At 58.7% G+C, this 14,745-nt stretch carries 10 protein-coding genes; 3 read left to right on the top strand and 7 right to left on the bottom strand.

The features are described from left to right. Positions 1-21: 21 nt before the first annotated feature. Entirely contained in the window at positions 22-429 is a 408-nt protein-coding gene (locus tag F3I47_RS12725; RefSeq protein ID WP_033736762.1) for a GFA family protein, read from the top strand. Positions 430-444: 15 nt separating this feature from the next. Here the strand turns inward: F3I47_RS12725 and F3I47_RS12720 are convergent, their stop codons facing one another. Further along, entirely contained in the window at positions 445-930 is a 486-nt protein-coding gene (locus tag F3I47_RS12720) for a DUF1641 domain-containing protein (protein ID WP_150029043.1), read from the bottom strand. Further along, complete coding sequence (fdhF, locus tag F3I47_RS12715; protein ID WP_150029042.1) at positions 930-3,902, bottom strand: formate dehydrogenase subunit alpha; 2,973 nt, start codon at positions 3,900-3,902, stop codon at positions 930-932. The genes F3I47_RS12720 and fdhF overlap by 1 nt, the downstream gene beginning before the upstream one ends. An 834-nt stretch (positions 3,903-4,736) precedes the next feature. Here fdhF and F3I47_RS12710 point away from each other — a divergent pair. After that, the gene (locus tag F3I47_RS12710; RefSeq protein WP_150029041.1) at positions 4,737-5,357 is read left to right on the top strand and encodes a response regulator transcription factor; all 621 of its coding nucleotides are present in this window, start codon (positions 4,737-4,739) and stop codon (positions 5,355-5,357) included. A 25-nt stretch (positions 5,358-5,382) separates the two neighbouring features. On the opposite strand, the gene F3I47_RS12705 is transcribed toward F3I47_RS12710, so the two are convergent. The 5 genes from F3I47_RS12705 to F3I47_RS12685 form a co-directional block, all read right to left on the bottom strand. Beyond that, positions 5,383-10,917, bottom strand: coding sequence for an AAA family ATPase (locus F3I47_RS12705; RefSeq protein ID WP_150029040.1), 5,535 nt, complete (start codon positions 10,915-10,917; stop codon positions 5,383-5,385). Beyond that, positions 10,917-11,300: a response regulator transcription factor gene (locus tag F3I47_RS12700; protein ID WP_009093000.1), complete on the bottom strand. Its 384-nt coding sequence runs from the start codon at positions 11,298-11,300 to the stop codon at positions 10,917-10,919. The genes F3I47_RS12705 and F3I47_RS12700 overlap by 1 nt, the downstream gene beginning before the upstream one ends. Before the next feature lie 43 nt (positions 11,301-11,343). Then, a complete protein-coding gene (locus F3I47_RS12695) occupies positions 11,344-11,598 on the bottom strand; it encodes a XapX domain-containing protein (protein WP_150029039.1) in 255 nt (84 codons plus the stop codon). A 7-nt stretch (positions 11,599-11,605) separates the two neighbouring features. Further along, the gene (locus tag F3I47_RS12690) at positions 11,606-11,824 is read right to left on the bottom strand and encodes a DUF1427 family protein (protein WP_150029038.1); all 219 of its coding nucleotides are present in this window, start codon (positions 11,822-11,824) and stop codon (positions 11,606-11,608) included. A gap of 63 nt (positions 11,825-11,887) precedes the next feature. Next, positions 11,888-12,580, bottom strand: coding sequence for a hydrolase (locus F3I47_RS12685; protein ID WP_150029037.1), 693 nt, complete (start codon positions 12,578-12,580; stop codon positions 11,888-11,890). Positions 12,581-12,867: 287 nt separating this feature from the next. On the opposite strand from F3I47_RS12685, the gene F3I47_RS12680 reads away from it, so the two are divergent. Then, the gene (locus F3I47_RS12680; protein WP_150029036.1) at positions 12,868-14,745 is read left to right on the top strand and encodes an amidohydrolase; all 1,878 of its coding nucleotides are present in this window, start codon (positions 12,868-12,870) and stop codon (positions 14,743-14,745) included.

The following is a 14,745-nucleotide window of genomic DNA, read 5'->3' as shown; positions in this document are numbered from 1 at the left end:
ATTACGACACGGGAGAAGGCAATGCACGAAGAACTAACGGCTCAATGCCACTGTGGCGCAGTGGCATTCAGGGTGACGCTGAAAGATGGGTTTAACACGGTGCGCCGCTGCAACTGCTCATTTTGCCGCATGCGCGGCGCAGTCGTGGTATTTGCCACTAACGTGGCGTTAACGCAGGGTGACGCGCAGCTCACCGAATATCGCTTTAACAGCAAACAGGTGGGACACTACTTCTGCTCGATCTGCGGCATCTACACCTTCCATCAGAGCCGCTCGCAACCCGATCAGTTTGGCGTGAACGTCGCCTGCCTGGACGGGGTTTCGCCCTTTGATTTCACCGACGTGCCGGTCTCCGATGGCATGAATCACCCCAAAGATGGCGGTGCCGGTGGGATCGCGGGTCATCTGGTTTACACGCCGACCCGCTGAGCCAGCCGGGAAGCACTATTCCCGGCTCGGTTTGCCGCTGAAACGGGTGATCGGCTTCTCCTCTTCCCTGTCGATCTGCTGAGAGAAGACATCCAGCGCCGTCAGGAGAGGTCGCAGGCCGCGCCACAGCTCCTCATCATTGAGCAGACGGATGATGCCGCGAATGCCCGGCGCGGCTTTTTCCTGACGGGCCTCTTCCCGCGCCGGTTTGACGGCCATTGCCGCCTCACGCACTGCCTGCAAAAGATGATTGAACCGCTCGGGCGGTACGCTGCCCAGCGTCATCATCAGCAGCGAAATGTTCTGAAGGGCATTCTGCGTGCCGGGCTGATTAAGACCCGATACCAGAATCTTACCCACCTCGCTATTCGACTTCACCAGATCGTTCGCCAGGCGCAGAAAACCGTGCTGGTGGAGATTTTCAATCAGCTCATCCATCGCCTCTCTGGCGGTCGGTTCGGTTCGCGCAGGCGTGACCTGATATTTTATCCGTTCAGCCATTAAAATTTCTCCGGTTTTTCAACATGTTCAGGTGGCTCACGATAGCCGGCCTGCTGCCACTTTTGCTCAATGGGCAGATGATCGAGTGGGGTCCGGCTGCCGTGCCGGAAGTTGTGAAGCGGCATCGGATCGGGCTGCGGCCGGCGGTCAATGCGCTTCATATTGACGGCAATCTCTTTATAGGCGGGTGTGTTGACATCAGGATCGTGATGTTCCCCGGTCAGGGCATTAACGCCATCCTTTCCGTGGTGGATTGGCATAAAGAGAATATGACCGGCCACGCGTTCGGTAATGACAACCGGCACATCCACCGAACCGCGCCGCGAGGTGATACGCACCCACTCCCCTTCGGTCAGGCTGCGCGACGCCGCCAGCGCCGGTGAGATCTCCACAAAGGCGTTGGGCGAGAGTGAGAGCATGCGTCCGCCCTGCCCGGTCTGATTCATCGACTGAAAATGCTCCAGCATCCGGCCGTTATTCAGCAGCAGATTATATTCCGCATCCTCCTGCTCGGCGGGAGGCTGCCAGCTCAGCGGATAGAGCCGGGCTTTGCCATCCGGGAAGTTAAACCGCTCGGTATAGAGCCGCGGAGTGCTTTCGCCCGCCGCGCTCACCGGCCAGAGCTGCGACTGCCAGCCGACCAGCTGTTCATAGCTGACGCCCGCAAAGATTTCTGCAATCCCTGCTGCCTCCGCCATGATCGCACCGGGATTCGGATAGTGCCATGGGTGGCCCAGTCGGGCTGCGAGTTCGGTAAAGATCTGCCAGTCAGGTCGGCTGTCACCCAGGGGTTTCATCGCCGGAGAGAAGTGCTGGATACGCCGCTCGGTGTTGACATAGGTGCCCTCTTTTTCGACGCTCGGGCAGCCGGGTAAGACGACATCGGCAAATTCAGCTGTGCGCGACATAAAGATGTCCTGCACCACCATAAATTCCAGTTTACTGAAGGCAGCGTGCACCGACGCGGAATCGGCATCGGCAAACGCCGTATCCTCCCCGGTGATGTACATTGCGCGAATCGTGCCCTCACCGGCCTCTTTCACCATTTTAAAGTTATCGGCCCCCGCTTTGTCGGAGAGCGCTTCCGGTGCCACGCCCCAGGCACGCGCCCATTTTTCTCGCATTGCCGGATCGGTCACTTTCTCATAGCCAGGGTAGAGATTACTCAGACAGCCAAAGTCACTGGCGCCCTGTACGTTGTTATGGCCGCGCATCGGATAGCCACCGGTGCCGGGCCGGCCATAGTTGCCGGTAACCAGCAGCAAATTCGACAGTGCCGTGCTGGTGTCTGCGCCGTGGCTGTGCTGCGTGATGCCCATCGCCCATAAGATACAGGCACTGCCCGCCTGGCCGATCATCTCTGCGGCTTCGATCAGCGCCGGTTCGCTCAGGTCACAAATCTCGCTGGCAAAAGCCAGGGTAAAGGGAGCCAGTGAAGCCCGGTACGCCCCCACCTGATTAACCCGCTGCGCCAGAAATGATTCATCGGCATAACCGTGGTCAAACATATATTTCGCCATCGCTGAGGCCCACACCAGATCGGTGCCGGGACGGATGCGCAGATAGCAATCGGCACGCTCGGCCATTTCATGACGGCGCGGATCGACAACCAGCAGCTTCTGACCGCGATGTTTATGACTCTGTTTGATGTGGGAGGCGATAACCGGGTGGTTTTCAGAGAGGTTACTGCCCACCAGGACTATCAGTTCCGTCTGCTGCAGGTCTGCAATCGTTCCGGCGTCACCGCCATAGCCCACCGTGCGAAACAGTCCCTCTGTCGCCGGGTTCTGGCAGTATCGGGAGGAGTTGTCGACGTTGTTAGTACCGAAGATCAGCCGGGCAATTTTCTGCGTCAGATAGGCTTCTTCGTTGCTGGCTTTACTGGAGCCGATAAAGCCAATCGCATCCCCGCCGTGTCGCCGCGCCACGGCCTGCAACCCCTCCGCTACCCGTTGCAGCGCCTCATCCCAGCTGGCGGGCCGGAAACGTCCGTTTTCACGGATCAGCGGGGTGGTCAGTCTTTCAGGACTGTTCACGAAGTCCCAGCCGAATTTGCCTTTCACGCAGGTCGAAATACCGTTGGCGGGGGCCTCTGCCACCGGCTGAATTTTCAGGATGTGGCGATCGCGGGTCCAGATTTCAAAACTGCATCCGACGCCGCAGTAAGTACAGACCGTTTTAGTCCGTTTGATTTCCGACTGCCGCAGTGCCACATCAATTTTTGAAACGCCGGTGATCGGCTCCATGCCGATGCTGTTCTCCAGCGCTTTTACGAAGTCGATAAGCGGGCGCTTCAGCCCTTCATCCATCGCCGTAAAAGGCCCCGCATCGGGCTGCATGGTTTTTTCCAGCAGCGCATTACAGGGGCAGACGGTGACGCAGTGACCACAGCTGACGCAGCTGGAGCCGGCGATTTCGGTTCCGCCATCCCACAGCACACGCGGGTGCGCCTGGGTGTAGTCAATGGAGAGCGTCTCGTTAACCTCGACATTCTGGCACGCTTCAACACAGCGGCCGCACAGGATGCACTGGTCAGGGTCGTAGGTGTAAAACGGATTAGAGTGATCTTTCGCGTAGGGCTTGGGCTGATGAGGATAGTACTGAATCGGAATGTGCATATCGGCCACGGCGTTATGCAGCGTGCAGTCCCCGGTATTGTGTTCGCAGACGGTGCAGTAGAGTTCATGACGGTTAAGCAGGCGATCCATCCCCTCCTGCTGCATCGCCTCCAGCACCAGGCCTTCACTCTGCACCGTTAAGCCCTCTTCGGTTCGCAGCGTACAGCCCCGCACCCGCTCACCGTTGGCTTCCACCCAGCAGACATCACAGCTCTGTAAGGGCGACAGCGCCGGATGGTAACAGACATGAGGCAATTTTTTTCCCCGGGCATCCAGAAAATCGATCAGCGGCTGGTCGGCCAGGCCCTGCATCCGTTCACCATTGAAAACAATAGTGCAGTAATTTTCACTCATATAAGCCCCATGGCGACATTGCGAATAGCTTCCGGCTGGAAAAATACCCCTGAATTTATAGGGTTGCCTCACAAGCTTAGTGAGGATTAGCCACTACGCCATCTGTACGGCTACGCTTATCCGGGTTAATCGCTGACAGTTAAGGCTTTTTTTAAATGTAATGACTTTTTACCAGACGAAATCAGCGCGCCTGATTAGGCAGGCGTCGGACGATGCCCGGCTCAATGGGGTTCCGCTGCTAAGCGACATTTATGCCGCTGCTGAAGGAGGGTGTTCAGGCTTCGTATTAAGCATGTTGTAACTATGGAAAAGTGAGAAGCCATTTATCTGAAACATTACGCGCGTTTTATCCTGCCTTGCACGACGCTTTTTTCGGCAGAAAACGTCTCCGTGTTTATCTGGCAGGTGCCGGTTTACCGTACCGCTTATTAACTGAGTGTAATAACGCACCGTCACTTCATTATTTCAGACGAAATAAGGCTGAAACGATTTTATCGTCTCGGCCGCTCTATGGATTATTATGATGCCGCAACAGCCCTATTCTCCTGCCCGCTGGTCACTCCTCTCAGCCTGTTATAAACAGGAGGATGAACTGAGCCTGTCCCGATATTGCCCACCGTGAAATTCGCGATCACATCAGGCGTGGGCGCTCATCATTTAGCCATATCAATCAGCCATTTATCCGAATCACTACGCCCCTGCAATAAAAGGATGATAATGATAATTGTTATGGTAATATCCTGTTAACCCTGCCCGTGACTTTCTCATCAGGGCCTTCTGGTACGTCATGATTAATTAACTGACCAGTAAACAACTGGCTGGAATGAGGTTCCAATGAATCCCATCGTATATATCGTTGACGACGACGCAGCAGTGACCTCTGCATTGTGCAATCTCTTTATTGCTGACGATTACACGGTTATCGCTTTTTCTTCTGCGCAAGCGTTTCTGGCGCACACGCTGACGTCCCTGCCCTGTTGCCTGATTCTGGATATTAATCTGCCGGACGCAGATGGGTTTGATATCGCCCGGTCGTTAATCGAACGCGGATATGCCATTCCCACCATCTTTCTGACCGGCTTCGGCACGATTCCGGTCACGGTGCGGGCGATGAAAACCGGCGCGTATGAGTTTCTGACCAAACCGGTCGATCCCGACCGTATATTGCAGGCGGTATCGGAAGCCTTACGCATCGCTGAGCAGAATATGGCTTCCTCCGAGGAGCGGCGAGAGTTACTGCAGCGACATCAGACGCTGACCCCGCGTGAAAGTGAGGTGATGCTGCTGGCAATCAGTGGCCTGCTGAACAAGCAGATTGCCGCCGAGATGGGCGTCAGTGAAATCACGGCAAAAGTCCACAAGCGGCGGGTGATGGAGAAGATGAATGCGCGTTCGCTGACCGATCTGGTCCGGGCGGCAGAACGGCTCAACATCGATCATACCCGGCGTCGCTGAGTGCCTGCGCAGCGACGCTGCACCCTTATCCCAGCGGAAGCGTGAACCAGAAGCGACTGCCGCCTTCCGCCCGGTTTTCCGCACCTAACTCACCGTGATGCTTTTTGATGATCCCTTTGCTGATGGTCAGCCCCATCCCCATGCCGCTTTTTTTCGTGGTGTAGAACGACTCAAAGATCCGCTCACGCACCTCATCCGGTAAGCCGCAGCCGCTATCCTGCACCTCAAACCGCAGCGTTTCCGGCGTCGGGTTTTCGGAGGTGAGACGCAGCAGGGCTGCGCGGGGTAATTCATCGGACATGGCATCGATAGCATTGATCACCAGATTCAGCAGCACCTGCTGAATCTGCACGCAATCGCAGAAAATATCCGCCTTTACGGCCCTGAACTTCAGCTCCAGGGAGATCCCCCGTCGCTCCAGTTCAATCCTGGAGAGCGCTAGTATATCCCGGGCGATCAGATGCAGATTCTCAGAGGCGAAGTTCGATTCGTTGTTGCGGGTCAGCGCCTGCAGACCACGAATAATCTCCCCGGCTCGCTTACCCTCATTGATAATCTCATTAAGGCCGCTGGTAACATTTTGCAGCATTAGCGGTTCCCGCTTTAACCAGCGCAGGCTGGCTCCGGCGTTGGCGACTATCGACATCAGCGGCTGATTAATTTCGTGGGCGATAGACGCAGTGAGTTGCCCGACCGTGTTAGCGCGTGTTACCCGCGCCAGATCGGCCTGCGCCATTCGCGCACTATCTTCAGCCGCGCGCTGTGAGGTGATATCCGTAATCGTGCCGAAGTACTCTTTAACGTCGGGGTAGTTTTCCACCGGTTCGCCGATGCCTTTGATATAGCGACACTCACCGTCCGGTCTGAGCACGCGGAACTCAGCCTGCATACTGCGTCCCTGACTGACGCTGTGCGTGACGAGTTCGCTGATACAGGTGTGGTCATCGGGATGCACCCGGGTCAGAAAGTCAGCCATCGACAATCTTTTCTGGCCGGCGGGCAGGCCCATAATGCGGCCATACTCATCGGATACCCGCATCATGTCCTCAGTGACCTCCCAGCGCCAGGTGCCGGTATGGCTGATCTTCTCGCCAAGCATCAGCGAAGTTTTACTGGCGCGCAGCTGTTTCTCTACCCGTCGCCGGTGGTTGTTCTCCTCCAGCAACTCGGCATAGAGCCGTGCCGTCTCCAGCGAGACGGCTGCCTGCGCACTCAGGGTTTTGACAATGTGCGAGTGTTCAGCGGTAAACGCGTCGGGCATCAGGCGATTTTCCAGATAGAGCACGCCAACCAGCGTCGCCTGCCTGAACATCGGCACACACAATACGGCGGCACCCGACGCCACCAGATAGGGGTCCTGACTGAAGGGGCTGAACGCTTCCGGTTTGCCGGTGCGGATCTCCTGACCGGTGCGGATGACGGCAGAGAGAACCGACAAAGGGAGATCGGTCGCGACAGGTCGCTCTTTGACTATCTGCACCCGCACGCCATCGGCCGTACTTTCGGCCCAGGCCTGCGTCTCCGGAAGACTGCCCTCCAGAACCCGGATGAGCCTGCAACGCTGGGCCCCGGCGCGTTCCAGCAGCATACGCATCAGGGTATGCACCAGCCGATCCAGATTGATCTCCTCGGTCAGGGCACGCACAGCCGTCAGCATGCTCTCCAGATCGTAAAAAGAGGCATTCTGCATAAAGGGGATGGTGGTCAGTGCACTCTCCGGTACTGGCACGGTCTGATGCGGAACGTGCTGCTCCAGCTGGTGCACCAGCGCCTGCGCACCCCAGTTTTCCCAGCTCGCCATCGCCGCTTTAAGATAGGCGTCCGCGGCGGTATCAAGCTGCAGGGCTTTGCAGCAGCGGCCCGCCAGCTGATTCGCCAGCGCATGAATGTGCAGATAACCCGCCTGGCGTGAGAGCCGGATCGCCTCCTCATACAGCGTCAGCGCATCACCTGTCTCCTGCCTGAGGCGCGCGCGCTCTGCCCGCAGCAGGGCAACTTTGTCAGCAAACAGTCCCGGGTTGAGGCGAGCCCAGCCCGAAAACGTCTCCAGATGGTGATCCAGCGCCGCGCTGTCTGCTGACCGGGGCTGCTGACACAGTGATAAGGCGCTGTAAAAATGCAGATCCATCAGGTAGATATAAGCCGGAACCGCGCTGACCAGCGGGCGAATCTCCGTAAAACAGCGCAGTGCGTCATCATATTCAGTGGCATAAAAATGCGCCATTCCCTGATAGAGACCGGCCCAGAAGCGCACCATCGCTTTAGGGCCGGCGACCGGGCCCGGTTCACTGCCCGCCACCAGCGGCAGAGAGACCGCGCGATCCCCGGCCCTGAACCCATTGCGGTCACGCAACTGCATCACCAGGTGCTTCTGCATCATCAGCACGTTTTCGATATCGGGATAATGCGTTTCACGCGTAAAGGCGAGGCCCCGCTCAATGGAGGTCTGCACTGACTCAAGATGATCGCCCCGCGTCAGCATGTTCATAATCTGATGACGCAGCGCGAGGCAGGCAAAAGAGCGATCGCCATGCTGCACCGCAACACGGAAGCTCTCCCGGGCAGATTCCACCGCAACGTCAATGGGCTGTGTCCAGATCCCGACCTGATCCAGCGGCAGCATCGTGCGCGCTTTATAGCGGGCAAAATCATGCTGCTCCACCAGTTCACGGGCTACCCGGCCACAGGCATAGGCAAACTGCCAGGCCTGATAGCGTTCGCCAATCAGCACGCTCAGCCACGCCAGGCTGAACGCAGAAGCGCCGGTCATGCCGTGATCCAGCGTCATCTCCAGCATACGGCAGACCAGTAACAGATGCAGTTGCGGACAGTCGTAGGCGGAGACATAAATGGTACTGGCCATCAGATCGAGCACCGCTTCAATGTCACGATTCTCGTTCAGCGGCAGGCGGGAAAAGGCGGCATGCGGCGAGTCACCCATTCTCGCCCTGAGCGCCTGCCAGGCGGTGTCAATCTCCGACTCATCCGGGTCACGCCTGAAGTGCACGCCGGAAACGGCCAGCCAGGCGAGTGCGGTTTCCAGCGCGAGATGGTTGTCAGACTGCCGCATATGGATTTCGGTAGCCAGACAGGCTGCCAGTGATTTCTCGCTGAGCGTGCCCGGTTTGCTCAGCAGCTGGCTACAGAGCATTTGCGCGGTGGCGAGATTGCCCTGTAAAAACTCGCACTCCGCCTCATCGATACGCAGCATAAAATCACTACCGCTGACGCCCTGCTGACCCAGCCGTTGCGCAGTGCGCAGATAGCGCAACGCTGAAAGATAGTCCCCGGCGCGTTTCGCCGCCTGTGCGGCACGCAGGCAGAGCGGATAATAACGCTCGCAGTCGGTGGCGCAGAGCGGCAGTTCAGCAATTCTGTCCACGTGATAAACCGTTCTGAAGAGCGCCTCATGACTTTCAGCGGTAACGGCGGCGGCTGTCAGCCAGGCCGCGGCCTGCTGATGAAGATGCTGTTGCTGGCGGAGATCGAGCAGTAAAAACGCCGCGTTATGGACCCGGTCATGGGTAAAGGCGTACTCCCCGCCCGTCAGGGTAATGAAGCGACCGCTGACGGCCGGTTCAAGCCATTCGATAATTTGCGCCACAGGATGCGCGCTGATATGAGCGATCAGGGCGAGCTCACCACTGGCACCCAGACAGGCCAGCGATCCCAGCAGCTGGCGGGTGATCGCCGGGAGCTGCGCCAGCTGATCGAGGACCAGACCGGCGACATTGTCAGTGTACTGTCGCGCAATCAGCTGCGCGCGGTCGTAATGCCACTTCAGCGGGCTCTGACGCACCGCAATCACCCCATCCTCTACCGCCTGCCGAAAGAAGGTCTGAACAGAAAGCGGATTGCCGCCGGTTTTCTCATAGAGGATCTGTGCCAGTTCGCGATGGCCGCAGGGGCGGGAATGCAGCATGTCAGCCAGCCAGCGGGCGATGCCTTTAACGCTGAGCGACTGGGGAGTCAGCGGCACCACCCGTGCCGCGGAGGCTCTGATCCGCAGCAGAAACCCGGCCACCATCGGACAGGGCATCGCGTCTCCCTCCCGGAAGGCCAGCACCAGCATCCAGGGCAGATGGGCATTACGGGTGACCAGATGCTCCAGCAATTGCAGCGTGGCATTGTCTGCCCAGTGAACATCATCAATCAGCAACACCAGCGGCCGCTCAGGCGTGGCAAAAGCGTCAATAAGCGCAGAAACCATCAGATTGAACTGCTCGCGGGCCTCCTGGGCAGGGCGCACCACCGGCTGCACCGCCCGGAGGTTGAGCAGCTGTTTCAGCTCCGGCACCAGTTCAATGGCCAGATCGGCATAGCCGCTCAGGCGCTGCCGCAGGCGAATTCGCCATTGGCTGACCTCCGGAGCAGACAGTCCTGACAGGTAAAGCGTTACGCTGCGCAGCGCGGAGGCGAGCGGGGCATAAGGGGCCATCGGCGAAAGCGGGTCGGCCTTGCTGGCCGCCAGCAGTACCTGTCGGCGCTGCAGGTTTTTAAGAGCAGAGGCGATAAGGGCCGATTTGCCTGAACCGGGCGCGCCGCTCAGCATGACCAGGCGCTGCGTACCGCTGCGGCTGAGGTCATCCAGCGTTCTCAGCAACTGATGCGCCTGCGGATGCTGCATAAACAGACCCGTGGCGCGAAATCCGGCGATAAACGGTTCCTGCAGGCCGGGCATGAACGGTTCGATGGTGTTCTCTGCGGTCAGCGTCGCCTGACAGCGGCGTAAGTCAGCCATCACGCCCTGAGCCGTCTGGTATCGCTCAGCGGGTGATTTGGCCAGCAGGCGCAGCAGAATGGCAGAGAGAATGGCTGGCACCGCCTCTCTGACCTGATCGGCGGGCCGGGGAGCGGTGGCAATGTGATGGTGGATCCACTCCGCCTCACCCGCACAGGGAGAGCCAAAGGGAAGCCTGCCGGTCAGGTATTGATAGAGCACTACGCCCAGGCTGTAGAGATCGCTGAGCGTGCTGACCGGATGGGGTGTCCGCCCCGTGTGTTCAGGTGACATGTAGGCCAGGGTTCCGCCAGAGGCGCGCAGACCCTCCGCCGACTGCCCCGCCAGGGAGGCGAGCCCGAAATTACCCAGCAGAAAGCGGTCATCGTCACCGATGAAGAAATGGTCTGGCTTGATATCCCCATGGACGATGCCCTGATGATGCGCCTGACTGAGCGTGGCGCAGAGTCGCAGTGCCACCTCGAGGAAATCCGCCAGGGTGCCCGGAGGATGCGCCAGCCTGTGCGCCAGGGTCTGAAAGGGAAAGGCGGGATAAACGAGCGCATAACGATTCTGGTAGCGGGTGGAGCCTGTGGCGGTGATGGCCCAGCGTGGCGAAAGATATCCCGCCAGCGCCCGTTCATTCTTAAGCCGCTGCGTGGCCTGATACGTGACCTCGTCACTTTGAGGCGTCGCGATAATGAATGCGTCGCCGGAAGGACGCTGAACCGCTATCCAGCACAGGCAGCCATCCTGCGCCAGCGTGGTCAGCGTGTCGGTTTCATCAAGGGTAGTGCCCGCGTCGTCACCCTCATGAACAGTGAGTGAAAGAGTGCTCATCAGCGCGCTTCTCCCTGTGATAACGCACAACGGATCAGCGTCAGCAGCGTATCAACATCAATGGGCTTGCGCAAAAAGGTCACGGCACCCAGTGCCACGGCATACCAGAGCGTTGTCTCTTCCTGATCGGCCGAGATAAAAATGACCGGCGGCAGACCGGGCCGCTGTTTCAGAAGCGTAAACAGCTCAAAGCCGGACATCCCCTTCAGTCCGATATCAATAATCAGCATCGCCGCCCCGGCCAGCGCATCATCATCGTTCAGCAGCGCCTCACCTGACTCAAATAATCGGGTGGCGTAGCCGTCTGAATGCAACAGATTGCTCAGTCCACTGCGGACCGCGCGTTCATCATCAACAATGATAATACGCTGTGACAGCGTCATGCGGATATCCTCTGGAACGCCTCACCCTGTGGCAGGCGAGGACTTAGGGCGTTTTATCGCCGTCGGGCGGCGGTGTGCCACTGATTTTTGGCACACATTCATGGCGAAACCACCTCAGCGTGACGGGCTCGCGGCGGCACAGACGCGTCGCCAGCGGAACCAGCTGTTCCCCCACCAGCATGCCAAAGAGTCCCAGCAGCGCCATGACAGGCGGTGCCGGTGAATTGACGTTGATCAGGGCATAGATTACCCCAGCCAGCAGACCCACCGCGAGAGAAATAATGTAGGATTTCAACATGATCGGCTTATCCCGTTGTGGCTGTCACAGGCCGCGCAGAACTCTGCTGCTGGAGAGTGGCAGGCTGTTCAGCAGGCAGGATCGCATCAATCAGCGCCCCGCCCAGCAGCATCCCCAGCAGTCCCACCAGCGCAATCGCTGGCGGAGCGGGCGAACGCACCTTAAGCAGGCCATAAAGCACGCCGATTACACTCCCTGCCGCCAGGGAAAGAAGAAAAGGATTCATCACCGGACTCCTGTTTTGCCACGCTGCTGACCGGAACAGGGGCACCGATCAGCAGCACGCGACTTAGCGGACGGGTGCGTGCACCGGGGCCAGGGTACGGTGTTCACTCTTCTGACGGGATGGCGCTTTGTGCACCATGGTATAGGCGTAATCCACACCAATGCCGTAGGCACCCGAGTGTTCTTTGGCAATGTTCATCACCGCATCGTAAGTGTCACGGTTGGCCCAGTCACGCTGCCACTCCAGCATCACCTGCTGCCAGGTGACCGGCACCACACCCGCCTGAATCATGCGTTGCATGGCGTAGTCGTGCGCTTCTTTGGTGGTACCGCCAGAGGCATCCGCCACCATGTAGATCTCGTAATCCCCTTCCAGCATCGCGCACAGCGCAAAGCTGTTATTGCACACTTCCGTCCAGAGGCCTGACACCACCACCTTTTTCTTTCCGTTTGCCGCCAGCGCGTCACGCACTTTCTGGTCATCCCAGGAGTTCATTGAGCTGCGCTCCAGAATATCCAGTCCCGGGAACACATCCAGCAGCTCCGGATAGGTATGACCGGAGAAACTTTCCGTTTCGACCGTCGTAATGATGGTGGGGATATTGAAGACTTTCGCCGCCTTCGCCAGGGCGACCGTGTTGTTTTTCAGCACCTGACGGTCAATGGACTGCACACCAAAGGCCATCTGCGGCTGCTGGTCAATAAAAATAATCTGGCTGTTATGTGGCGTAAGGACTTCAAGCTTAGCGTTGGACATGCGTTCACCCATAGAGGTTAAGTAACGGAATTCCGCCAACCGGCGCGGAGCAAAAGGAGCAGCCTGTGCCGGGTTAACACCCCGCTGCTGGCTGTCTGAACCCAGTTTAGGGTGAGCTGTCACGGCAAACTATTATCTCTGCGTATAACTATACGAAGGTATAGGTATCCCTCTGTATAACTAGACGCGCCCTCAGCCCACTCACCATAATCCGCCTGATTCGAGGCCGCCTGTCTGCGGCACTTCCTGTCCGGCGCGATGCCGGACAACCCCGTTGAGGAGGATCTATGGTTACGCTGGGTAAAGCTGAACTGATACTGACCCATGGCAAATTTCATACTGTTGACCGCAGCAATCCGGTGGCAGAAGCCGTTGCGATTCGTGACGGAAAATTCGTTGCGGTGGGAACGCTTGCCGACGCGATGGCGTTTCATTGCGACGGCACCCGGGTGATCGATCTTAAAGGTCACACCGCCGTGCCTGGTCTTAATGACTCTCACCTGCACCTGATCCGCGGTGGCCTGAACTACAACCTTGAGCTGCGCTGGGAGGGCGTTCCCTCTGTCGCGGATGCGCTGAGGATGCTGAGAGATCAGGCACTGCGAACCCCGACGCCTCAGTGGGTACGGGTCGTGGGCGGCTGGACGGAATTTCAGTTTGCCGAGCGGCGCATGCCGACGCTGGATGAGATCAATGAAGCAGCGCCCGACACACCGGTCTTCCTGCTGCACCTCTATGACCGCGCCCTGCTCAACCGCGCCGCGCTGAAAGCGGTCGGCTACACCAGAGAGACGCCCAACCCGCCGGGGGGAGAAATCCAGCGCGACAGCAACGGTAATCCTACCGGCCTGCTGATCGCCCGTCCCAACGCCATGATCCTTTACGCCACGCTGGCGAAAGGCCCGACGCTGCCACTGGAGCAGCAGGTCAACTCAACCCGGCAGTTTATGCGTGAGCTGAATCGCCTGGGGCTGACCAGCGCCATTGATGCGGGCGGCGGCTTCCAGAACTATCCCGAAGATTACGAGGTGATAGCAGAGCTGCATCAGAAAAAGCAGATGACGGTGCGCATCGCCTATAACCTTTTTACCCAGCGTCCGGGCCATGAGCTGGAGGACTTCGAAAAGTGGACTGACATGCTGACGCCAGGTCAGGGCAGCGACTATTTCCGTCACAACGGCGCAGGTGAAATGCTGGTCTTCTCAGCCGCCGACTTTGAAGACTTTCTGGAGCCGCGACCCGACCTGGCCCCCGGCATGGAGGATGAGCTGGAGCGCGTGGTGCGTCATCTGGTGGAACATCGCTGGCCTTTCCGCCTGCATGCGACTTATGACGAATCGATTAGCCGGATGCTGGATGTATTCGAGAAGGTCGACCGTGACATTCCGTTCAACGGGCTGCACTGGTTCTTCGATCACGCGGAGACGATCACGCAGCGAAATATCGACCGTATCAAAGCGCTGGGCGGCGGCATTGCCGTGCAGCACCGCATGGCCTTCCAGGGGGAATATTTTGCGGAGCGTTACGGCATTGAGGCGACCCGCCATACGCCGCCGGTGCAGAAAATGCTGGAAACCGGCGTTCCGGTCGGACTCGGCACCGATGCAACCCGCGTGGCCAGCTACAACCCCTGGACCGCACTCTACTGGCTGGTTTCCGGCCGCACCGTAGGCGGCATGCAGATGTATGATGTCAATGCCCGCCTTGACCGCGACACGGCGCTGATGCTCTGGACCCAGGGCAGCGCCTGGTTCTCCAGTGAGCAGGGCAAAAAAGGTCAAATCCAGGTCGGACAGCTGGCGGATCTGGCGGTGCTGAGCAAAGACTACTTCAGCGTGCCGGAAGAGGAGATCAAGGGCATCGAGTCCGTGCTGACCGTGGTGGATGGCAATATCGTCTATGCCGCCGGTGCATTCAGCACGGAGGCACCGCCCGCCATTCCGGTTCTGCCAGAGTGGTCGCCGGTGGTCAGGGTTCCCGGCCACTATCGCAGCGCGCCGCCGGTGGCACAGAGCCGTGCCGGGATGATGCCTGCCGCGCACCATTGCAGCGGCCCGTGCGGCGTCCATCGCCATTCGCACGAGATTGCCCGTGGTGCCGGCGTGCCGGTCGCTGAGGATAACGCCTTCTGGGGGGCGCTGGGCTGCAGCTGCTTTGCATTCTGA

This window comes from Pantoea sp. M_10, from assembly GCF_008631515.1.
GTDB classification, from domain to species: Bacteria; Pseudomonadota; Gammaproteobacteria; order Enterobacterales; family Enterobacteriaceae; genus Pantoea; species Pantoea anthophila.
This window is presented reverse-complemented; position numbering and strand designations above follow the sequence as displayed.